This window comes from Aeromicrobium tamlense (assembly GCF_013408555.1).
Taxonomy (GTDB): domain Bacteria; phylum Actinomycetota; class Actinomycetes; order Propionibacteriales; family Nocardioidaceae; genus Aeromicrobium; species Aeromicrobium tamlense.
The window spans coordinates 1,741,568-1,763,047 of the sequence record NZ_JACBZN010000001.1; the positions used below are offsets into that span (position 1 = coordinate 1,741,568).

A 21,480-nucleotide genomic window follows, 5' to 3' on the forward strand; every position below is an offset into this window, starting at 1 on the left:
CCTCAGGCCGACTCGATGCACGTGAACGAGCGCCGGTACGCCTGGGGGCTGGTGCCGCGGATCGCGCCGAAGTGGTGGCGCAGCGTCGCGGCGTTGCCGAAGCCCACGCGGGTCGCGATCTGCTCGATCGAGAGCTCGGAGGTCTCGAGGAGCTCCTCGGCCATCGCCACCCGGCGACCCAGCAGCCACTGCCAGGGCGTCGTTCCCGTCTCGTCGCGGAACCGGCGGGCGAAGGTGCGCTCGGAGAGGTGCGCGCGCTGGGCCAGCGCGGCCACGGTGAGCGGCTCGGCGAGGTGCTGCTGGGCCCAGTCGAGCACGGGAGCGAGCGTCTCGGCCTCGATCGTGGGCATCGGCGCCCGCACGAACTGCGCCTGCCCGCCGTCGCGGTGCGGCGGCACCACGATCCGTCGGGCCGCCGTGGCCGCGACGCGGGAGCCGTACCACTGACGCATGAGATGCAGGTTGGCGTCGATGCCGCCGGCCGAGCCCGCGCCGGTGACGATCCCGTCCTGCTCGACGTAGAGCACGTCGGTGTCGACGACCGCCTCGGGGAACGTGGCCGCGAGCTCCGGACCGTAGCGCCAGTGCGTGGTGCAGCGACGGCCGTCCAGCAGCCCGGCGTGGCCCAGATGGAACGCGGCCGAGCACGAGGCCATGATCGTCGCCCCGCGCGCGTGCGCTGCTCGCAGCACCTCGCTGATGCGCGGGTCCTCGTCGCGGTAGTGACGCTGCGCCGCCACCGCCACGAGATCGGCGTCGTCGGCAGCCGACAGGTCGTGTCGCACGACGTAGTCGAATCCCGAGGTGCCGGTGACGATCCCTGGCACCGGGGTGCACGCGACGAACTCGAAGACCGGGTTGTCGTCGTCGGGGTGGTACGGCTCGGCCCAGACCTCGGCGAGCACGCCCATGCCGAAGGGCTCGGCGAGCTCGGGGACGATCATCGCGATCTTGGTCATGGGGACCTCCTGGAGGGTTTCCATCGCATGTGGCGGAATCTTGACGTGTCATGGCGTTCCTGCCACTGGTGGCAGGATATCACTGATAGCAGAATTAAAGCCATGATGATCCTCCTGCTCCTGCTGATGACCACGACGGCCGCGGCGCTCGCCGCCGGACTGTGGTCGACCATCAACCACGACGGACTCGGCGTCCGCCCCGGCCCGCGCAGCCACGCCCGCGACACCTTCGGTGCGTCGTATGACTCCTGACGACACCGACTCCGAGGACGACGAAGGCCCCCGACCAGCTGGTCGGGGGCCTTCGTCGTGCTCAGGGGGAGATCACTCGCCGCCGGTCAGCTTCTCACGCAGGGCCTGCAGCGCCTCGTCGGACGCCAGCGAGCCACCGGTCGACTCCTCCTGGGCGGGAGCGGACGTGTACTCGCCCACCTCGCCGGCCTCGAGGTTGGCCTTCTCGGCCTCGGCGACCTGCTTCTTGTGGGCCTCCCAGCGCTCGTGCGCCTCGGCGTACTGACGCTCCCACGTGGCGCGGGCCTCTTCGAAGCCCTCCTGCCACTCGCCGGTCTCCGGATCGAAGCCGTCGGGGTAGATGTAGTTGCCCTGCTCGTCGTAGGACGACGCCATGCCGTAGAGGGTCGGGTCGAAGCTGTCGGCCTCGGCGGCGACCTCGGTCTCGTTGGCCTGCTTCAGCGACAGCGAGATGCGACGACGCTCGAGGTCGATGTCGATGATCTTGACCATGACCTGGTCGCCGATCTGGACGACCTGCTCGGGGATCTCGACGTGACGCTCGGCGAGCTCGGAGATGTGCACCAGGCCCTCGATGCCCTCCTCGACGCGCACGAACGCACCGAACGGGACGAGCTTGGTGACCTTGCCCGGGACGATCTGACCGATCTGGTGGGTCCGGGCGAAGTGCTGCCACGGATCCTCCTGGGTCGCCTTGAGCGACAGCGACACGCGCTCGCGCTCCAGGTCGACCTCGAGCACCTCGACGGTGACCTCGTCGCCGACCTGAACGACCTCGTTCGGGTGGTCGATATGCTTCCAGGACAGCTCGGAGACGTGCACCAGGCCGTCGACGCCGCCGAGATCGACGAAGGCGCCGAAGTTGACGATCGAGCTGATGACGCCCTTGCGGACCTGGCCCTTCTTGAGCTCGTTGAGGAAGTTCTGGCGCACGGCCGACTGCGTCTGCTCGAGCCACGCACGGCGCGACAGGACCACGTTGTTGCGGTTCTTGTCGAGCTCGATGATCTTCGCCTCGAGCTTCTGGCCGATGTACGGGTCGAGGTCGCGGACGCGACGCATCTCGACGAGCGACGCGGGCAGGAAGCCACGCAGGCCGATGTCCATGATCAGGCCGCCCTTGACGACCTCGATGACGGTGCCCTCGACGACGCCGTCCTCTTCCTTGATCTTCTCGATGTCGCCCCAGGCGCGCTCGTACTGGGCGCGCTTCTTGCTCAGGATCAGACGGCCTTCCTTGTCCTCCTTCTGGAGGACGAGGGCCTCGACCGAGTCGCCCACCTGGACGACCTCGTTCGGATCGACGTCGTGCTTGATGGACAGCTCACGCGAGGGAATGACGCCCTCGGTCTTGTAGCCGATGTCGAGCAGGACCTCGTCGCGGTCCACCTTGACGATGGTGCCGTCGACGATGTCGCCGTCGTTGAAGTACTTGATGGTCTGGTCGATCGCGGCGAGGAAGTCCTCTTCGCTGCCGATGTCGTTGACCGCAACCTGCGGGGCCGCAGAAGGAGTTGCGAGGCCGGAAGTCATGTAGTTGGGCTCCGAGTGGATGGAATTGAGTGTGGACAGGATGTGCACCGGATTCCGGGCATGCCGGAGCCAGCGCAACTGTCAGTCTACGTCACGCACGGGTGCCGCGTAAAACCGGCGGCTCAGCCGTTGGAACCGGCGAGCTGCTCGTCCATCCAGGCGGTGCGACCGGCGATCCAGTCCCGCAGCCGGGCGGTCTCGCGCAGCCAGCCCTCCCCCGGCTCCACGCCGGAGTCCGGGTCGCTCGCGAAGCGCAGGACGGTGGTCCACGTGCCGATCTCCTCCGGCGCGGCCCAGACCAGCTGACCGGCCCCGCCGTCGGCGACCGGGGTGAAGTTGGCCGTCGCGCTCTCGAGCAGTCGGGCGGACTCCTCGTCGACGTGCGTGGCGAGAGTCGCCAGCTGCGGCGCGGCCTCGCGCCAGCGGGCGCGGACCTGCTCGACGAACCAGGGATCGGTCAGCAGGCGGTTGTAGTAGTGACCACCCGGCTCGGCCCACAGCTGCGACGGCAGCAGCGCCTGGCGCCAGCCGTCGTCGGGGAACTGCGGGTGGAAGTGCCGGCCGATCCACCAGCCCGAGGGCAGGTGGGAGTCGCCGGCGTAGCCGAGCTCGTACAGCCCCTGCGAGACGTCGTAGTCCCACGGCGGGCCCATCGCGAGCGTGCCGTCGGCCCGCATCACGAGGTACACGCTGTTGCGGAAGCCCGCGTCGAGGTTCTTGGTCAGCTCGTTGACGAGGTACAGGGAGACGAACGAGTCCACGTCGATGCGCTCGCGGTAGCCGTTCTCGGGGAAGGACTCGTCGTAGAGGAGGTCCTCGACCTCCTGGAACGCCTGCCGCACGCGGGCCGGATGGTTCGTGTCGCCGTCCTTGAGGAAGACGCGCAGCCCGCGGTCCGTGCGGAACTCGGGATCGTCGTCGTCGTTCGTGTCGGCCTCGAGCAGGGTGTCGCCGTCGCCGAGCTCGACGCGCCCGTCCTGCGTCTCGATGCCCTCGCCGAACTGGTAGACGCCGCAGGGGGCGCCGTTGATGCGCAGCTCGACCGACTCGAGGTGGGGCGCCCACGGGACGGCGAGCATCCGCGCCGCGCGCATCGCGACGTCGTTGCGCAGCAGCGAGCGGTCGAAGTGGTTGGCCAGCAGCACCCAGTCCCGACTCTGCGGCAGGCCGAGCAGCGAGGCCTTCGCGTCGAGCTTGACCTTGTACGGTCGCTTGCGCTCGATCGACGCGGTGGAGTTGCCCCGCACGCGCAGTCCGGCCGCCACCGTCGTGAATCGGCCGTCGCGCCGGTCGTGGAACGTCAGCCGCCCCTTCACGTAGTCGGTCTTCGTGGTGATGATCTGCGTGCAGGCATCCGGGCCACGCGGCCCGGGGACCTCGACGGCCAGCGACGTCACGCGCGGCGGGGTCGTGGGGGTGGGCTCGGTCGTGGGCTCGGTGGTCGGCTGCTCCAGCGGCTCGTCCGGGGTCGGGTCCGGCGACGAGGTAGGCGGGGCCGGCACGACCTGTGCGGCGCCCGAAACCTGGGGCGCGCCCTTCCAGCGTCCGGCAACCACCCGGAACGCGCGTCCCGTCAGGTCGCGCTGGGTGCCCACGACGCCGAAGTCCACCCGTCCGGCGGCGTTGCCGGGACGCCCTGCGACGACGGTGCGCCAGGTCGAGCCGTCACGGCGTTGCAGGCTGACCTTGCGGCCGGTGCGCGCGGGCGTGACACGCGCGGCGACGCGGACCTGTCCCCCGGTGACCCGCACGGTCGTGTCCGCTGCGGGACGCACCGTGCGGACCGTCACCGTCCTCGTGGAGAGCGCACGGTGGCGCTTCCCGCGCACGGTCGTCGCCGGGAGGACGGCGCGGTAGTCGACCCGGGCGCGCGTGGTGGAGGTGGTCGTCCGCAGGACGCCCCTCGCATCGGTTGTCGCGCGCAAGCTGCGCCACGAGGAGCCGGCGCGGTACTTCAGGACGACGGGGCGCCGCACCCGGGTCCCCGACGCCACCACCACGGAGAAGCGCTCGCCCGGCATCACCGACGTGCGCGAGACCTTGACCGTCGCCCGGGGTGCGGCCTCGGCCGGGGTCGCCACGACGAGTCCCGTCACCATCACGAGACCACTCACGCCACAGGCGAGAGCACGCAGGGCCCACCTCACGAGAGTTTCCCCGATTCAGTCCGAGATCAAGAACGAGCGCAGCGCCCGTCCGTACGACTCGACGTCGGCCGCGGCCATCACCTCGCGCGCGGAGTGCATCGCGAGCTGCGGCGCACCGACGTCGATCGTCAGGATACCCGTCCTGGCAGCGCTGATCGGACCGATCGTGGAGCCGCACGGCAGGTCGGCGCGGTGCACGTATCGCTGCAGCGGCACGCCCGCGGCCGTGCACGCCGCGGCGAAGATCCCGGCGCCGACGCCGTCGGTGGCGTACCGGAGGTTCTGGTTGACCTTCAGCACCGGACCACCGCCGAGCGTGATGCGGTGCAGCGGCTCGTGCTTGTCGGCCTGGTTGGGGTGCGTCGCGTGGGCCATGTCGCCCGAGACGCAGACCGACGCCGCGACCGAGCGGAAGACGTCGTCGCGCTCGCCGCCGGCGGCGAGCACGATCCGCTCGAGGACCGAGGACAGCAGGGGCGAGTCGGCGCCGCGCTCGGAGGTGCTGCCGACCTCCTCGTGGTCGAACAGCACCATGACGTGGCGCGCCGTGGGGTCGCCGGCCTCGACCGCGCCCAGCAGCGCGTCGAGGGCCGCCGAGCACGTGGCCTGGTTGTCCAGTCGCGGGGCGGCGACGAGCTCGCCGTCGGGCCCCGTGCGACCCGAGGCGCGCAGGTCGAAGGTCATGAGGTCGAAGCCCGTGACGGCCGTGCCGTGGAACCCGGCGCGCTCCCCCACCACCTCGAGGAACGGACGGCGGGTCAGGCCCGCGAGCGCGTCGAGGTGGCGCTGGCGGTCGAGCTTCGAGCCGTCGCGGTCGAGGTGGATGGCCAGCCGCGGCACGCGCAGCAGCGGCTCGTCGACCCGGATGGTGCGGGTGGTGCCGTCGCTGAGCGCGATGCGGCCGGCGATGCCGAGGTCGAGGTCGAGCCACGACTCCAGCAGCGGGCCGCCGTACGGCTCGAGCGCCACCGTGGCCTGACCGTCGCGCCAGCCGTCGTGGTGCTGCTTGAGCCGCAGGTTCGGGCTGTCGGTGTGGGCGCCGACGATGCGGAAGCCGGCATGGGCGGGCGCCTCCGGACCGGTCGACCACGCGACGAGCGTGCCGCCCGAGACGATGAAGTGGCGTCCCGCCGCGGTGGGCCAGGCGTCGCGCGGGTCCACCGCGGTGAACCCGGCCTCGGTCAGCCGCGCGGCCGCCGTCTCGCAGGCGTGGAACGGCGTCGGCGAGGCGTCGACGAAGGAGATCAGGCGGTCGGCAGCGTGCATGGCGCCACCCTAGCGACGGTTGCGGAAGTCCTCGATCGTCGCCTTGAGGCCGATCTCGGCCGTGGTCGAGGGCGACCAGCCGAGCAGCTCGCCCGCGAGGGTGATGTCGGGACGGCGGATCTGCGGGTCGTCGACGGGACGCGGCACGTGCACGATCTGCGACGAGGACTCGGCCAGGTCGCGGATCCACGTGGCGAGGTCGAGCATCGAGATCTCCTCGGGGTTGCCGAGGTTGACCGGGCCCGTGGCGCTGGACTGCATCATCGCGACGAGCCCGCCGACGAGGTCGTCGACGTAGCAGATCGAGCGGGTCTGGTGGCCGTCTCCGGCGACGGTGATCTCGCGGCCGGTGAGCGCCTGGTGAACGAAGTTCGGGATGGCGCGGCCGTCCTCGACGCGCATGCGCGGGCCGAACGTGTTGAAGATGCGCACGATCTTGGTGTCGACGCCGAACTCGCGGCGGTACGCCGCCGTCATCGCCTCGCCGAAGCGCTTGGCCTCGTCGTAGACCGAGCGGGGACCGACGGGGTTCACGTGGCCGAGGTAGGTCTCGGGCTGCGGGTGGACCTGCGGGTCGCCGTAGACCTCGGAGGTCGAGGCCAGCAGGTAGCGGGCGCCGTGCGCGTGGGCGAGGTCGAGCGTGTTCTTCACGCCCATCGAGCCCGTCATCAGCGTGTGGATCGGAAGGCGGTGGTAGTCGACCGGCGAGGCCGGCGAGGCGAGGTTGTACACCTGGTCGAACGGACCCTCGATCGCGTCGACCGCGGCCGCGTCGGCGATGTCAGCGTCGACGATCGTGACCTGGTGCGCGACGGCGGCGAGGTTCTCACGTCGGCCCGTGCTGAAGTCGTCGACCACGACGACCTCGTGTCCCGCATCGACGAGCCGCTCCACGAGGTGCGATCCGACGAAACCGGCGCCGCCGGCAATCAACGCGCGCATCCGTGCTTCCCTTCGCCTGAGTCCGCCAGCTTTCTACTGGCGAGTAGGACTCATCTCACAGGGTACCTCGGAGTTCGCCCGGTTCGGCAGCTTCGCGCCCATCTCGTCGCAACAGCAACAGCAGGTTCCACGAGAGGACCTCTCGGACGACGGGGACGCGCACCAGGAACGAGGCCCAGCGCGGCAGGTAGCGCGGCCGCGCGGACACGACCCGCACGCCCGGCGCCCGGTGCGCCCATCGCATCCCCCACGCGACCGAGAGCTTGAAGAGCGTCTCTCCGACGCGATTCTTGGGCGGGTGGCCGTGACGGCGGGTGTACCGGTCGATCGCGCGCCGGCCGCCGAGCCAGTGCCACGGCGACGTCTCGTGGCCGCCCCACGGCGACCACCAGTTCGTGTAGGAGAGGAACACCAGCCCGCCGGGCTTGGCGATGCGCACCAGCTCGCGGGCGACGACCTCGGGGTCGCGGACGTGCTCGAGCAGGTTGGAGGAGAACACCAGGTCGGCCGAGCCGTCGGCGAACGGCAGGGCCGCGGCGTCGGCCGCCACTCCCCCGTCGGCGAGCGCCGGGACGTCGGGGTCGAGGTCGACCGCGACGTAGCGGGCGCCGCGGCGACGGAACTCCTCGGCGAACTCGAGCGGGCCCGCGCCGACGTCGACGACGAGCCGCCCCTGCAGCGACATCTCGTGCTCGACGAGGTCGGCCGAGTCGCGCGCGAGCGCACCGTAGAAGAGGTGTGGCTCGGTCTGCTCGACCAGGAAGGACCGGAAGAGATGGACCGAGCGGCCGATGCCCTCGCCCCTCATCGGACGGGCCTCGTGGCCGTCACGACGAGCGTGGGCCGCCAGCGCGGGCGCACGATCCGCAGCACGAGGGCGACCGGCGCGAGCGCCATCGCGAGCAGGCGGGCGGCGCGCGACGCCAGCACCCCCGCGGGGCGGTCGGCAGGGCGGAGGCGCCGCACGAGGCTGGCGCCCTCCATCGTCAGGTTGTCCGTCAGCGACCGCGACACGCGCACGTCGGCGAAGCCCGCCGCGTCGAGCAGCCGCGTGATCGAGTCGGCCGAGAAGAAGCGCACGTGCGTGGGGTCCTCCAGCAGCCACCAGGCGTCGGAGAAGGCGCGCAGGGAGGCGCTGTCGGCCGCCGGCGTCAGGAAGAGCACGCGGCCCCCCGGGCTCAGCAGCCGGTGCGCGGCGCGGGCCAGGGCGTGCACGTCCTGCACGTGCTCGACGACGTGGACGCCGTAGACGAGGTCGGCCGGCTCGGCGGTCTCGGGGACCTCCTCGATCCCGCACGCGTGCAGCTCGGCGCGCGCGCGGACCTGCGGGTCGACGTCGACGTGCAGCTGGTCGGGATCGCAGCCCGCCACGGGGTGGCCGTCGTCGAGGTAGCCGCGCAGCATGGCGCCGCCGCCGTAGCCGATCTCGAAGACGCGGGCCCCGTGACGCAACGGAGCGGCCCGCCGCAGCGTGCGCGACGTGAGGGCGAGCCGCACCCGGTCGAGGCCGGGGTCGCCGCCGTAGGCGACGTCGCGCGGATGCGCCGGAGCGGCCTTGGGATCGCGCTCGATGTGAGAGCATTTCGGACAGGTCGCGAGCACCGAGACGCCGTCCCGCAGGGTCACGGGCGTCGTCGGTGTGGAGCACACCTCACAGGACATCGGACACCTCACCCCTCGCACGGACAGGAGAGCACGCTATCAGCGGATTGCGCATCGCCATCCTCAGTTGGCGTGACCTCGAGCACCCCGAGGCCGGAGGCGCGGAGGTGTTCGCCGAGCGGACCGCCGCGACCATGGCCGAGCGCGGTCACGACGTCGTCCTGTTCGCCTCCTCCTTCCCCGGCGGGACGCCCCACGCCGAGCGACACGGCTTCCGCCTCGCCCGGGCCGGCGGCCGCTTCACCGTCTACCCGCGGGGTCTGTGGCACGTGTGGCGCCGCCGCCGCAGCTACGACATCGTCCTCGACGTCCAGAACGGCGTGCCCTTCTGGACGCCCCTCGTCTTCGCCAAGCCGCTGCTGGCCGTCGTGCACCACGTGCACCGCGAGCAGTGGTTCACCTTCTTCCCGCGCCCGATCTCCTCGATCGGCTGGTTCCTCGAGTCGCGCGTCGCGCCCTTCGTGTACCGCCGTCAGCAGTACGTCACGGTGTCCGAGGCCTCGCGGCGCGAGCTGGCGGCCGTGGGCGTCGACCCCGCACGCGTCTCGGTGGTCTACAGCGGCAACGAGGCCCCCGACCACGTGCTGGAGCAGGAGCCCGAGCCCGAGCGGGGCACGCGACTGGCCTGCCTGGGCCGCCTCGTGCCGCACAAGCGCGTCGAGCTCGCGATCGACACCGTCGCGGCGCTGAAGGACGAGTTCGACGACATCGCGCTGGACGTCATCGGTGGCGGTGACTGGATGGACTCCCTCGTGGAGCACGCGCGCCGCGCCGGCGTCAGCGACCGCGTCGTCTTCCACGGCCACGTGAGCGACGACGAGAAGCACGCCCTGCTCGCCGGGGCGGCCGCGCTGGCGATGCCCTCCATCAAGGAGGGCTGGGGCCTGACCATCCTCGAGGCCGGATACCACGCGGTGCCGACGGTGGCGTTCCGCTACGCCGGCGGCACGCAGGAGTCGGTCCAGGACGGCCACACGGGCCTGCTCGTCGACACCGACGACGAGTTCATCGCCGGGCTGCGCCGGCTGCTGGCCGACCCCGACGAGCGGGCCAAGCTCGGCGCCGCCGCACGCGAGTTCGCCCTGCGCTTCGACTGGGACCGCACGGGCCACGAGCTGACCGACCTGGTCGAGCGCGTCGCGCGCTCCTGAGACTCCTCACCGCACACGACGAAGGGCCGCCGTCCCCCGGAGGGGACGGCGGCCCTTGCGGTACCGGTGACCGTCAGGCGGTCGCGTAGGCGTCGTCGTTCACGTCGGCGTCGCGGTTGCCGCGGAACCGGACCGCGAGCGCGATGCCGACCACGATGAACAGGATGCCGAGGCCGCCGATGGCCAGCGGCAGCCAGGTGCGGACGGCCTTGAGGACGCCGACCTTGGAGCCGTAGTCGTCGATCGTGGCCTGGACCGTCTCGGGCGTGGACGCCGAGACGGTGTCCATCGCGACGACGTCCTCGGCGCCGGGCTCGTCCAGCTTCAGCCACTGCTTCTGGGCCTCCTGGATCTTCACCATGACGCCGGTCTCGGGCTCGACCCAGATGGTGCGCTCGTTGGCGTACGTGCGGGTGGCCTCGACGGCGTTGGTGTCCTCCAGGCCGAAGATGCCGCGCGGGACCTCGCGGACGCCGAACTCGGTCTCGGGGACCGAGCCGAAGAAGCGGTAGGTGTCGATCGAGCCGTCGGTGCCCTCGACCTTCTCGGTGCCCTCGTACTCCATCGTCATGGGCGCCTTGATCGTCGCGTCCCAGTACTCGTAGCTCTTCTTCTGCGTGTTGAACGGGAACTTGATGATCTGGCCCTCGAACTCGATGGGCTCGCCGTTCTGCGAGCTGCCCGACCACGGGACGGCCTCGCCGGTGAAGCGATCGATCGCGAACGTCTGCTCGAGGAAGTCGATCGGCGGAGCCTGGTCGTTGTTGTCGGTGCTCTGGCCCTTGGTGAAGACGCCGATGTCGGCGCCGTCGTTCTCGTCGGAGGCCTCCGACGCGAGGTCGGGATCGCCGATGACGGTCGCGACGGTGGAGATCGGGCCCGAGCCGGGGGCCACGTTGTCGGCGTCGAAGAAGTTGGCGTTGTCGTCACCGAGGACCTGCTGGGTGTTCTGGTCCTTGGGGACCACGGCCAGGCGGTCGTAGGCGTACACCTTCATCGCGACGCCCAGCGTCAGAAGGAACGCTCCGAGCGTCAGGAACGCCACCGCGCCACGAGAAAACTTCCGCACAAGTGCCTCCGGTCTAAGGGTGCTGCAAACAGTATTTGTGAGTTACCTCTCGCGAGAGCGTAGCACCACGAATCCGTCTTGTTGCGGATCCCTACTGATGAGTACATCCGCGATGCGAGCACTGCCCACACCCGCCGGTCCCGCGTCCAGCCAGGCGACCCCCGCGGCGTGCGCCGCGGCCTCGTCGCTGGGCTGGTCGCCGACCATCACGACGCGTTCGGGGCGGGCCCACGGCGCCCGCGCCAGGGCCCGCAGCAGCATCCCCGGCAGCGGCTTGCGACAGTCGCAGGTGCCCGTCTGGTGGGGGCAGACCTCGATCCCGTCGAGCCGTCCGCCCGCCCGCGCGAGACGCTGGACGAGGGCCGTGTGGACGTCGACGAGCTGCTGCTCGGAGAGCAGCCCGGTGGCGATCCCCCGCTGGTTCGTGACGAGCACCGTGCGCACGCCGGCGCGGGTCAACTGCCCCACCGCACGGGCGGCGCCGGGGCGCAGCCGCAGCTCTGCGGGCGATGCGATGTAGCCCGGCCGGTGCACGTTGAGGGTGCCGTCGCGGTCGAGCAGCACGAGGTCCCACGGGACGTGGCGGTCCGGCGGCGGGATCTCGCCGGTGTCGCGTCCGAGCAGCGCCTCGGCGGTCCACATGGTCAGGACGTCGGCTGCGACAGCACGTCGACCGCCTCGCACCAGGCGTGCGCCCACAGCATGTGGACCTCCTGGATGCGCGGCGTGAAGTCCGAGGGCACGTGCAGCACGTGGTCGGCGCGGCCCGGCAGGTCGCCACCACCCTCACCGGTCAGCGCGACGGTGGCGATGCCGCGCTCGCGGGCCGCGTCGAGCGCGCGCAGGATGCTCTCGCTGCGCCCGCTCGTGGACATCGCGATCAGCAGGTCGCCCGGACGACCCATGGACTGGACGCCCCGCACGAACACGTCGTCGAAGCCGTAGTCGTTGCCGACGGCCGTGATCGAGGTGAGCGAGTCCGCGAGGCACACCGCGGGCAGCGGCGCGCGATCGAGGATGCACTTGCCGACGAACTCGGCCGCGACGTGGCTGGCGATCGCGGCGCTGCCGCCGTTGCCGGCCACCAGGATCGTGCCGCCGGCCCGGAGCGTCTCGACGACGGCCCGGCCCGCGGCGTCGACGGCCTCGACGAGCGCGGGCTCCTCGAGGGCGCGCGCCAAGGTGGCCCAGGCGTCGATGCCCAGCGTCTGGCGCTGCGCGACGACCTGCGCGACCGCGTCGTCCGAGACGCGGTGCAGCTGGTGCTCGATCGTCAACTCTGTCCCCTCCACGTGACCAGTCCTTCCCTCGAGAACGTGAACTCCGAGACCGCCAGCCCCATGCGGGTCAGCTCCTCCGCCACGACGTGGCGCCGCTCGAACTCACAGATGAAGACCAGGTGGCCTCCGCCGCCGGCGCCGGTGACCTTGCCGCCGAGCGCACCGAGCGTGAGGGCCTTCTCGATCGCCTGGTCGATGAGCGGCGTGGCGATGCGGTCGGACATCTTGCGCTTCTCGTCCCATGCGCGACCCAGCAGACGGCCCAGCGTGTCGACCTCGCCGCGCACCAGCGCCAGCTTCATCTCCTCGGCGAGCACCTTCTGGGCGCGCAGGCCCTCGAGGGCCTCCTCCTCGCCGCGCTCGTACCGCGACACCTGGTCGTCGATGATGTGGTCGCTGACGCGGGTGTTGCCGGTGTAGGCCAGCAGCATGTTGTGCTCGAGCTCGTGGATCGTCGAGTCGCGGATGCGCAGCGGGTTGACGACGACCTTGTCGGTGAACTCGATGTAGTTGAAGCCGCCGAACGCCGCGGCGTACTGGTCCTGGGCACCGCCGGGGATCTGCAGGTCCTCGCGCTCGAGCCGGTAGGCCAGCTCGGCCACCTCGTACTCGGTGAGGTCGACGCCGAGGTGCTGGGCGACGACGCCGATCACGGCGACCATCACCGCGCTCGAGGAGCCCAGGCCGGACCCGGGCGGGGCGTTCGTGTGGATGAAGAGGTCGAAGCCCGTGGCCTGGACGGCGCCGGGGTACTGGCGCAGCCGCGCGATCGTGGCCTTGGGCAGGTCGAGCTGGCCGTCGAGCTCGAGGTCGTCGTCGACGTTGAAGCCCACCGAGTAGCCGTAGTCGAGCGACTTGATGGTGACCTGTCCGTCGGTGCGCGGGCGCAAGGTGCAGTAGGAGTAGGCCGAGATCGTGGCCGACAGGACCGCGCCGCCCTCACGCTCGGGGAACGGCGCCACGTCGGTGCCGCCACCGGCGAACGAGATGCGCAGCGGAGCACGGGCACGCAGCACCGGGCGGCGGACGTCGACCGCGGCGGGATCGGCTGACACCTGGTGGGACTGCTGTGTCATCCGTACTAGCCTCCAGACGTGACGCGTCGCACTGCCGGGCGCAGTGCGACGTCAACCTACCTGATGTACGACCATCCCGGAGGGCCCATGGGTCACCTGCGTCTCGTCGACGGCCTGCGTGCCGTCGCGGCGGGTCTCGTGCTGGTCTCGCACGTCGCGTTCTGGACCGGAGCGGCGAACATCGACCTCGTCGGAGGGCTCGTCGCACGCGGCGACGCGGGCGTCGCGGTGTTCTTCGCGATCTCCGCGTTCCTGCTGCTGCGGCCCGCCATCGCACGGGGGCTCGACGGCGTGGCGAGCGAGCCGGGCTCGCTCTGGCGGTACGCCGTGCGCCGCGCCGCGCGCATCCTGCCGGCCTACTGGCTGGCCCTCGCCGGCGTGCTGGCCGCAGCCGTGTGGGTCGTCGGGTCCGGCAGCGGCGGCGCCGGGAAGGTCGCCGCGCACCTGCTGGTGCTGCAGGGGTACACGCGCGAGTACTACCAGTCCTTCACGCAGACCTGGAGCCTCACGACCGAGGTGACGTTCTACGTCCTCGTGCCGCTGCTCGGGGCGGTGCTCACCCGCGGGCTCTGGCGGCGCGGCTCGCGCGGCGTGGGCACGCTCGTCGGCCTCACCCTGGCGGTCGGCGGGGTCGGCCTCGTCGCGCAGGCCGCGGCCGCCGCGTGGACGCGCGCGGGCTCCGACGGCGGCGCGGGGGTGCTGGCGACCAGCGTGCTCGGCCACCTGGCGTGGTTCGGGGCGGGCACCGTCGTGGCGCTGCTGGCCGAGGGCCACCGCCGCGGGGTCGGCCCCCTCGCCACGCGCCCCGGCGTGCTCGCCGTCTGGAGGTCGCGGCCCACGCTCGTCCTGCTCGCCGTCGTCACCTACGTGCTGGCGTCCTCGCCGATCGCCGGTCCGCGCGACCTGGCTGCCCCGACCGTCGGTCAGGCCGTGGTCAAGGAGGCGCTCTACGCGCTGTTCGCGTTCCTGCTGCTGGCGGCGTGCGTGCAGGAGCCCCGCCCCGGCACCCCCGCCGCCCAGGTCGCCCGCTGGGGCGTCACGCGCTGGCTCGGCGACATCTCCTACGGCGTGTTCCTGTGGCACCTGGTCGTGCTGCAGGTGCTGTTCGAGGTCACCGGCGCCACCCTCTTCGCCACCGGATTCTGGTGGGTGCTCTACGCGGTGGTCGGCTTCAGCGTGGCGCTGGCGTCGCTGTCGTGGATGCTGGTCGAGCGGCCGATCCTGACGCTGGCCCGGGATCGAACAGCCCGCGACCGAGCAGCGCGAGCGTGAGCAGACCCGTCAGCTGACCCAGCACGGTGCCGGCCGAGGTCCGGTCGACGACGCCGAGAGCGGCCATGGCCACGGCGCCGAGCCCCATCGAGACGATCGCGGCCGGCACGACGAACCGGCGCGGCAGCAGCCACGCGACCACCACGAGGGCCAGCCCCGCGGGTCCGCCGCAGAGCAGACCGACGACCCCGGAGACCGCCCAGCCGAGCCGGCGATCGGGCTCGTCCGCGGGCGCCGGCCAGGTGTCGTCGGGCAGCCGTCGGCGCCGCGTCGCGACGAGTGCCCCGAGCAGCAGCAGGAGCGCCACGGGCGCGGTGGCCAGACCCCAGCGGTGCGCCGTGGACGGGGCGAAGTCGATCACCACGTCGCCGGAGACGGCCGCGGGGACGCGGAAGCCCTGCCGCCAGCCGTCGATCGTCACGGGCTCGAGCTCGTCGCCGTCGGCCGTGGTGGCGCGCCATCCCGCGTTCGCCCCCTGGGTCAGGGCGATGACGGCGTCGTCTCCCCCGCTCAGCGAGGCGACGATGCGTCCCGGACTCTGCTCCTCCGCGCGCACCGGACGTCCCACCCCCGCCGCGGAGTCGACCGTGCCGAGCAGGATCCTCTCGACCTGGAGCGCCGGCGGCAGCTCGGGACGGACCTCGACGACGCCGCGACCGACCGAGACCTCGTCCTCCCCGCACGCCGGGAGGGTGAGCGGGTCGCCGCTCACCAGGCGCGAGCGGGCGATCTCGCCGCCGACACGGACGGTCGAGCCGCCGACCGTCACGGCCGAGCACGGCACGCGGACGGGGGCGGGCTCGCCGATCGCCTCGAAGTCGAGGTCGGGCACGGCCCAGGCGCCCTCCCCCGGCGTGCGCACGACGGTGAGGGTGACGCGGTCGCCCCTGCCCTCCACGACGCCACCCGTCGGAGGCAGCACGGTCACGCGTCCGCCGACCGTGGCGCGGATCGACGCGATGCCCACCCCGTCCGTGGTGATCCGACCGAGCGGGGTCTCCTCGGGCAGCGTGACCTCGACGGTGGCGGCGTCGCGCCCGTCCGGGACCTGCCACGACGTGGTCGGGTCGCGGTCGAACGCCGCGCCGGGTCGCGAGGCGATGTCGTCGGGGTCGGCACGGTCCTCGGAGGCGAACGTCGCCGGGGCGTCGAGCAGCGACTCCAGCTGGGACCCCGGGCGGGCGCGGGCGGTGACCTCGACCGGCACGCGCGCCTCGGCGGATGACCGGAAGGCCCAGCGCGGCGCCGCGGCGTCCTCCTCCAGCGGGCTCAGCAGGACGCCGGTGCGACGCGGATCGATCTCGCCGGGCAGGAGCAGGCGCGAGCCCCACTCGTGCTCCGCGCTGGTGACCTCGGCGATGCCCCGCACCACGGGTCGCGGCGCCTCGGGCAGGAGGACCTCGAGTCGGGTGAACTCCTCGGCGCCGAAGTCGGCGGTCCAGTCCGAGCCGGCGTCGACGTCCTCGGCGCGCGAGCTGCCGTCGGCGCGCACCGCTCGCAGCGTGAGGGGGTCCGTGGCGGGCGTGGTCTCGGCAGGCGCCACCGTGACCTCCCCCAGCGGCGAGGACTCGTCGAGCGTGAGCGCCAGACGTCCTTCGGTGGTCTCGTCGGTCAGCCACGCGGTGCCCGGATCACCGTCGAGGGCGGCCGCGGGTCCGGAGGCCGTGCCCGACCACGTGGCGGCGAACGGGTCGGCGCCCGAGCTGGACGCCTCGACCGAGGCCAGACCGAGCCACTCGCGCACGGGCTGGGTGGTGCGGTCGCCCGCGGGCGGGAGGTCGCGCGACCCGATCGGGACGGGGCCGTCGTCGTCGACGTCGAGGGTCGGCCCGAAGGCGAGCTGGGCGGGGCGGCCACTGTTGAACTGCCGCCAGCGGGGCGTGTCGGTGACCACGTCGGCGTCCTCGGCCGCCGGCGAGACCGAGGTCCACGCCCACGGCGACAGGCCGATCGCGGTGAGGTCGTGCAGCGCCTCGGGACCCCCGGCGACGACGACCTCGCCGTCGGCCGGCATCGACTCGACGACCGGAGTGGGGCCGGAGCCGACCGTCCACACCGAGAGGTCCCCGAAGCGCTGGTGCTCGGCGAATCCCGGGGAGCGGGCGAGCGTGCGCTCGACCCGGTCGGCCGGCAACGCCTGCACGAGTGACAGCACCCCGTGCCGGACGACGACGCGCGCCACGCCCATCCGCTCGAGCAGGTCCGCGAGTCCGGGCTGGGCCACGCCCGACGCGGCCGCCGCGTCGATCCGGTCGAGCAGCCGGGTCGCGCCCGGGTGTCCCAGCGGCGCGGCGGGTCGCGTGACGATCGGCGACTCGGCCAGCGCGACGAGTGGCTCGTCCGAGGTCTTGCCCCACGTGAACTCCGCCGTGCGCGCGGCGGGCAGCACGAGCGTGGAGCCACCGTCCTGCGCGTGCAGGGCGTCGAGGTCGGCCGCGGCCTCGCGCCACGTCGCCGGGATCTCGTCGTAGCTGTTGGCGTCCCCACCGCGGCCCGACCACCAGGCCATGGGCGACAGCAGGGCCGCCACGAGCACCACCACGGTGGCCGCCCGCGGCAGCCGTCGCACGCGACCGAGGCCGTGCGCGACCAGCACCGCCGCGCCGAGGGCGAGCGGCAGCCGGACCAGCGGGTCGGCCTTGTGCACGTTGCGCAGCGCTGCGCCCGGCCCGTCGAGGAAGTCGCGGACGAGCCCGGACACCGGCGATCCGACGATCCCGGCGTGTCCCACCGCCATGAGCACGGTGCCGAGCAGGGCCGAGCCGACGAGGAACCGCGAGACGTCGCGGCGCTCGCGGTCGCGACCGAGGACGACGAGTCCCGCGACTCCGGCGCCGGCGACGACCATGCCCGCGACGATCGCCACGAGTCCCTGCGCCTGGACCCAGCCGGACTGCCACACGGGGTGGGACTCCGCGTCGAGGATGTAGGCGATCCAGTGGTCGGCGCCGCGCAGCACGTGGGGCACCGAGGTCACGGCCGTGGTGATCCGGGCGGTCTCGATGTAGTCCAGGAACGGGTAGCCGTAGCGGCCGAGCACGAGCAAGGGCACGACCCACCACGCGGCGCCGACGAGCACCCCGGCGGACCACGCGAGGACGGCTCGCCCGCGCCGAGCGGCCCTCGGGGCGGTGAGCAGCACCAGCAGCGGCAGGAGCAGCACGACGGCGGACGCGGTGGCGTTGACGCCACCGAGGGCGAAGGTGAGCAGTCCCGTGATCGCGGCGGCCCGGACCAGGGCAGCACGGTCGGTGGAGGGCCTGACCATCGTCCACGCGCTCAGCACGAGCCACGGCGCGACGGCGCCCGGCCAGGCCTCGACCGAGATCTCGGGCAGGACGGTGACCACGCGCGGGGCGATCGCGTAGAGGGCGCCGGCGAGCAGGGCGAGGTCGGGCCGCAGGCGAAGCAGGCGGCGGGCGACGAGGTAGGTGCCGGTGAAGCCGACGACCAGGATCAGGCTCCACCAGAGGCGCTGGGCGGCCCAGCCGGGAAGGCCGATCGCGTCGGCCAGACCCATGAACGGGCCGAGGGGGAAGAGGTAGCCGTAGGCCTGGTTCTGCAGCTCACCGAGGCCGGCGTGCGAGTTCCACGCGTACAGCGCCCGCGCGAGGTAGTCCCACGGGGCGACCGTGAGGTCGAGCTTGGTGTCGGGCTGCGTGCGCCCGGGTGCGACGACCCACGGAAGAATCGCCACCAGCAAGGTGCTGGCGGCGATTCTGACCCGTTGCGCGACGTCGGGCGTCGCGGAGGGTTCGTCGATGGTGGGGTGTGTCACCCCGGTTCGATCAGGACTCGTCGTACGCGATGACGGACGAGTGCGTCTGATCCTGCTTGACCGCGGTCTGGCTCGCGACGATGCCGAGGACCGCGAGAATTCCAAGGATGATCCCGGCAGCGCTGCCGCCGATGGTCCAGACCGCGTTCTCGCTCATGTGCCCCTGTTTTCCGTAGTCGAGGAATACTTATCGGTAACCCTAGCAGCCCGCCGGCGGCTTGTCCCGCAGACGACACACGCGTGATACGGCGCCTCAGGAGTGCTCGCGCGGCCTCCGGACGACCGCACGGGCGGCTCCGCCCGCGGCCAGGAGCAGGCCGAGGCCGCCCAGCGCGAGACCGAGGTGGTCGATCGGCTCGGCCTCCGGCACGGGGGCGAGCCCCTCGTCGCCGAGGTCCCACCACTCGAGGGACTCCGTGCGGACGCGCAGGTCGGCGTCGGCCAGCTGCAGGGCCGTGAGGGTGGGTCCGGGCTGGTCGGGCTGGATGAGCACGTGGCGCACGCCGACGGCGCGCAGTGCCGCGAGGACGTCGCCGCCCGGTGCGCCGAGGGCGCGTGTGACGTCCGCCGCGCGGGGGTCCTCCCCCGCCACGACGCCGTCGCGCAGCGGCAGCGCGTCGTTGACCCGGACGTCGCGCTGGAGCAGGCGCGGCCACGGGTCGAGCAGGACGCGGTCGTCGTTCCATCCGTACCGGCGGTACTGCGTCCACGGCAGCACGGCGACGGCTCCGGGCTCGGCCCGCTCGAGCCGCTCGGCGACGAACGTGAAGTCCACGGGGTAGTCGACCGAGCCCCAGCGGCCGCCGGCGCCCCAGGCGAGCCCCGGCAGCGTGACGACGGTGACGAGGCCGGTGGCGGCGGCCAGTCCCCCGGCGATCCAGCGTCCGGCACCGCGCCGGGACGCCGTGGCGGCGAGACGGGCGGCGCACAGGCCCACCGCCAGCGACACCTCGACCATCCACAGTGCGGCGAACTTCTGCCCGTCGCGGACGAGTCCGCCACCGGGGACCTGCAGGACGAGGAAGGAGACGAGCTCACGGCCTCCGGGCAGGCCGGCCGCGATGCCCGCGACCAGGCCGAGAAGGCCGGCGACGGCGGCGCCGAGATATTCGGGGCGCGACCGGACCCGCGCGTCGGACCACGCGATCACGACTGCCGCGAGGACGCCGACCAGCGCGACCCCCGACAGCAGCAGGCTCTGCCGCTCGGCGAACCAGCTGGCCTCGTTCCAGATGCCACCCCCGGTCAGCACCGAGCCGACCATGCCCCAGGGGGTGTCGCCGCGGGCGGCGAAGGCCTCGACGCCCGCAGAGTCCGCCGACGAGGAGGCGTCGGAGCGCAGGAACGGGAACCACCACGAGGCCGCGACCAGCACCGAGACGAGCATCGCCCAGCCCCACGCCCGCCAGGCCCGCGGCCACCGCGACCCGGCGAGCAGCACGGCGGTGGCCATGACGACGGCGAGCACGGCGCCGGTGGAGCCGGAGAGCCCGGCCAGCGCCAGCACCACGCCGAGCGACCCCCCGGCGGACTCGCCCCGGCGGACGCGACCCGCCGTGCGGACGACCCAGAACAGCGCGGCGTAGCCGAGCAGGTAGCCCCAGTGGCCGATCGCGAGCCGCTCGGCGATCCACGGGTTCCAGCAGGCGACGAGCGCACCGGCCACCGCGGCGCGGCGCCCCGGCAGCAGCGCACCCGCACCCGCGCCGGCCGCCACGAACACCGTGACGAGCAGCAGCTTCTGGACCAGCCAGCCGGGCAGGACGGTGGACAGGACGGCCACGACGAGGTCGTTCGGGACGGCGCGCGGCACGGCTCCGTCGACGCCGAGGGTGCGCTCCCCGAACCCGAGGTCGGGGACGAACACCATGTCGTAGCCGAGCTGGAAGCCCGGCGCCAGCGTGGGGCCGAGGATCACCACGGCGGCCAGCAGGCCGACCAGACCGCCGACGGCGGTGGGCGTGGTCGCGCGCCTCATCAACGCGCCCCGTGCAGACGTTCCATCTCGGCGAACGCCTCGCCCATGCGACGGCACTGCGTCAGCAGGTCGTGGTGCTCGACGACCCACGCGCGGTTGGCCTCGCCCTGCCGGCGGCGACGCTCGGCGTCGGACAGCCAGCCGACCAACGACGCCGCGAGGGCCTCGACCTGGTCGGACCCCTCGACGTCGAGCAGGTCATTGCCCGGTGCGATCGCCTCGTGGTTGCTGCCGCAGCGCGTCGTGACCACGGGGAGACCGCACGCCTGGGCCTCGACGTAGGCGAGGCCGAACTGCTCCTCCCACTTCCACGTGGGCCGCGGCGCCGTGGTGAAGACCGCGGCGCTGCGCAGCAGGTCGCCGACGCCGCCGGCGTCGAGGCCGCCCGCCAGCGTGACGCCGCCGTGGGGGTCGTCCGCCGCGGCCCGCACGAGGCCCTCGAGCGGCCCGCGGCCCGCGACGACGAGCTCGGCCTCGGGGATCTCGCGGCGCACGAGGCGCATGGCCTCGAGGATGCGGTCGATCCCCTTGTTCTCGGCCAACGGGCTGACGAACGCCACCCGCGGGCGGTCGGCGATGTCGTGGGCCGGCGTGAAGATCTCGGTGTCCACGCCCGGCTTCACGACGCGGATGACCGCGTCGTCGAAGCGGTTCTCCAGCAGGTGGTCGCGCGCGGCGTCGACCATGCACAGCAGCAGCTCGGCTCCGCGGCACGACTCGAGCGCCTGGCGGTAGGGCGGCACGCGGTAGAGCGGCTGGCGCGCGAGATTCTCCCACGTCACGACCGCCTGGAGCGGACGCCGTCCGGTGCCGCGCCGTCGCCACCGCGACGCCTGGCCGGTGACGAGCGAGCACAGCTCGAGCGAGGCGACCCAGTCGAACTCGGCCGGGTCCTGGTCGCGAAGCTCGTTGACCCACGCGAACGCGCCGGCCTCGATGAAGCGCTTGATCGGGCGGCGGTAGGTGCTGGGCACCCACGTCAGGTCACCCACCGGCTCGTCGCGCGCCAGGGCGGTGACGTGCGTGTCGCCCAGGAGCGACATGTAGAAGAGCTCGCGACGCGGCCGCTGGTCGGGCAGGGACACCCACAACAGTTCGCGCGTCACCCGTCGATC

Annotated in this window: 18 protein-coding genes; 3 read left to right on the forward strand and 15 right to left on the reverse strand. The window is 72.7% G+C overall.

What is annotated here, in order from left to right; genetic code table 11:
* Positions 1-2: 2 nt before the first annotated feature.
* Entirely contained in the window at positions 3-959 is a 957-nt protein-coding gene (locus tag BJ975_RS08650; protein ID WP_179424930.1) for a helix-turn-helix domain-containing protein, read from the reverse strand.
* Between the two features lie 102 nt (positions 960-1,061).
* On the opposite strand from BJ975_RS08650, the gene BJ975_RS08655 reads away from it, so the two are divergent.
* Positions 1,062-1,211: a hypothetical protein gene (locus BJ975_RS08655; RefSeq protein WP_179424932.1), complete on the forward strand. Its 150-nt coding sequence runs from the start codon at positions 1,062-1,064 to the stop codon at positions 1,209-1,211.
* 72 nt (positions 1,212-1,283) lie between these two features.
* Here BJ975_RS08655 and rpsA read toward each other — a convergent pair whose 3' ends face one another.
* From rpsA to BJ975_RS16550, 6 genes are all read right to left on the reverse strand, one after another.
* A complete protein-coding gene (rpsA, locus tag BJ975_RS08660) occupies positions 1,284-2,744 on the reverse strand; it encodes a 30S ribosomal protein S1 (protein ID WP_179424933.1) in 1,461 nt (486 codons plus the stop codon).
* Positions 2,745-2,866: 122 nt separating this feature from the next.
* Positions 2,867-4,843, reverse strand: a complete 1,977-nt coding sequence (locus BJ975_RS08665; RefSeq protein WP_179424941.1) for a CotH kinase family protein — start codon at positions 4,841-4,843, stop codon at positions 2,867-2,869.
* A 63-nt stretch (positions 4,844-4,906) separates the two neighbouring features.
* On the reverse strand, positions 4,907-6,157 hold the full coding sequence (locus BJ975_RS08670; protein WP_179424943.1) for a M18 family aminopeptidase: 1,251 nt from the start codon (positions 6,155-6,157) through the stop codon (positions 4,907-4,909).
* Between the two features lie 9 nt (positions 6,158-6,166).
* Positions 6,167-7,099, reverse strand: a complete 933-nt coding sequence (locus BJ975_RS08675; protein WP_179424945.1) for an NAD-dependent epimerase/dehydratase family protein — start codon at positions 7,097-7,099, stop codon at positions 6,167-6,169.
* Between the two features lie 55 nt (positions 7,100-7,154).
* Positions 7,155-7,907 carry a class I SAM-dependent methyltransferase gene (locus tag BJ975_RS16545; protein WP_218845782.1) on the reverse strand — a complete coding sequence of 251 codons (753 nt, stop codon included), beginning with the start codon at positions 7,905-7,907 and terminating at the stop codon, positions 7,155-7,157.
* Positions 7,904-8,725: a class I SAM-dependent methyltransferase gene (locus BJ975_RS16550; RefSeq protein ID WP_218845784.1), complete on the reverse strand. Its 822-nt coding sequence runs from the start codon at positions 8,723-8,725 to the stop codon at positions 7,904-7,906. The genes BJ975_RS16545 and BJ975_RS16550 overlap by 4 nt, the downstream gene beginning before the upstream one ends.
* Positions 8,726-8,808: 83 nt before the next feature.
* Between BJ975_RS16550 and BJ975_RS08685 the strand changes: the two genes are divergently transcribed.
* Positions 8,809-9,912 (forward strand): glycosyltransferase family 4 protein, encoded by a 1,104-nt coding sequence (locus tag BJ975_RS08685; RefSeq protein WP_179424947.1) that lies wholly within the window; start codon positions 8,809-8,811, stop codon positions 9,910-9,912.
* Between the two features lie 73 nt (positions 9,913-9,985).
* Here the strand turns inward: BJ975_RS08685 and BJ975_RS08690 are convergent, their stop codons facing one another.
* The 4 genes from BJ975_RS08690 to BJ975_RS08705 form a co-directional block, all read right to left on the reverse strand.
* Positions 9,986-10,957, reverse strand: a complete 972-nt coding sequence (locus BJ975_RS08690) for a DUF3068 domain-containing protein (protein WP_179424949.1) — start codon at positions 10,955-10,957, stop codon at positions 9,986-9,988.
* A 66-nt stretch (positions 10,958-11,023) separates the two neighbouring features.
* Complete coding sequence (locus tag BJ975_RS08695; protein ID WP_179424951.1) at positions 11,024-11,623, reverse strand: D-glycero-alpha-D-manno-heptose-1,7-bisphosphate 7-phosphatase; 600 nt, start codon at positions 11,621-11,623, stop codon at positions 11,024-11,026.
* Positions 11,624-11,625: 2 nt separating this feature from the next.
* A complete protein-coding gene (locus BJ975_RS08700) occupies positions 11,626-12,273 on the reverse strand; it encodes a D-sedoheptulose-7-phosphate isomerase (RefSeq protein WP_179424953.1) in 648 nt (215 codons plus the stop codon).
* Positions 12,255-13,337 (reverse strand): GHMP family kinase ATP-binding protein, encoded by a 1,083-nt coding sequence (locus BJ975_RS08705; protein WP_179424955.1) that lies wholly within the window; start codon positions 13,335-13,337, stop codon positions 12,255-12,257. The genes BJ975_RS08700 and BJ975_RS08705 overlap by 19 nt, the downstream gene beginning before the upstream one ends.
* An 18-nt stretch (positions 13,338-13,355) precedes the next feature.
* Here BJ975_RS08705 and BJ975_RS08710 point away from each other — a divergent pair, with 18 nt between their 5' ends.
* A complete protein-coding gene (locus tag BJ975_RS08710) occupies positions 13,356-14,609 on the forward strand; it encodes an acyltransferase family protein (protein ID WP_179424957.1) in 1,254 nt (417 codons plus the stop codon).
* Here the strand turns inward: BJ975_RS08710 and BJ975_RS08715 are convergent.
* From BJ975_RS08715 to BJ975_RS17105, 4 genes are all read right to left on the reverse strand, one after another.
* Positions 14,509-18,306, reverse strand: a complete 3,798-nt coding sequence (locus BJ975_RS08715) for an alpha-(1->3)-arabinofuranosyltransferase domain-containing protein (RefSeq protein ID WP_179424959.1) — start codon at positions 18,304-18,306, stop codon at positions 14,509-14,511. The two genes, BJ975_RS08710 and BJ975_RS08715, sit on opposite strands and share 101 nt — an antisense overlap.
* Before the next feature lie 91 nt (positions 18,307-18,397).
* Entirely contained in the window at positions 18,398-18,544 is a 147-nt protein-coding gene (locus BJ975_RS08720; protein ID WP_153302813.1) for a hypothetical protein, read from the reverse strand.
* A 96-nt stretch (positions 18,545-18,640) separates the two neighbouring features.
* Entirely contained in the window at positions 18,641-20,365 is a 1,725-nt protein-coding gene (locus BJ975_RS08725; protein ID WP_179424961.1) for a hypothetical protein, read from the reverse strand.
* Entirely contained in the window at positions 20,365-21,471 is a 1,107-nt protein-coding gene (locus BJ975_RS17105) for a glycosyltransferase family 4 protein (RefSeq protein WP_218845786.1), read from the reverse strand. Before BJ975_RS17105 ends, BJ975_RS08725 begins: the two co-directional genes overlap by 1 nt.
* Positions 21,472-21,480 lie beyond the last annotated feature (9 nt).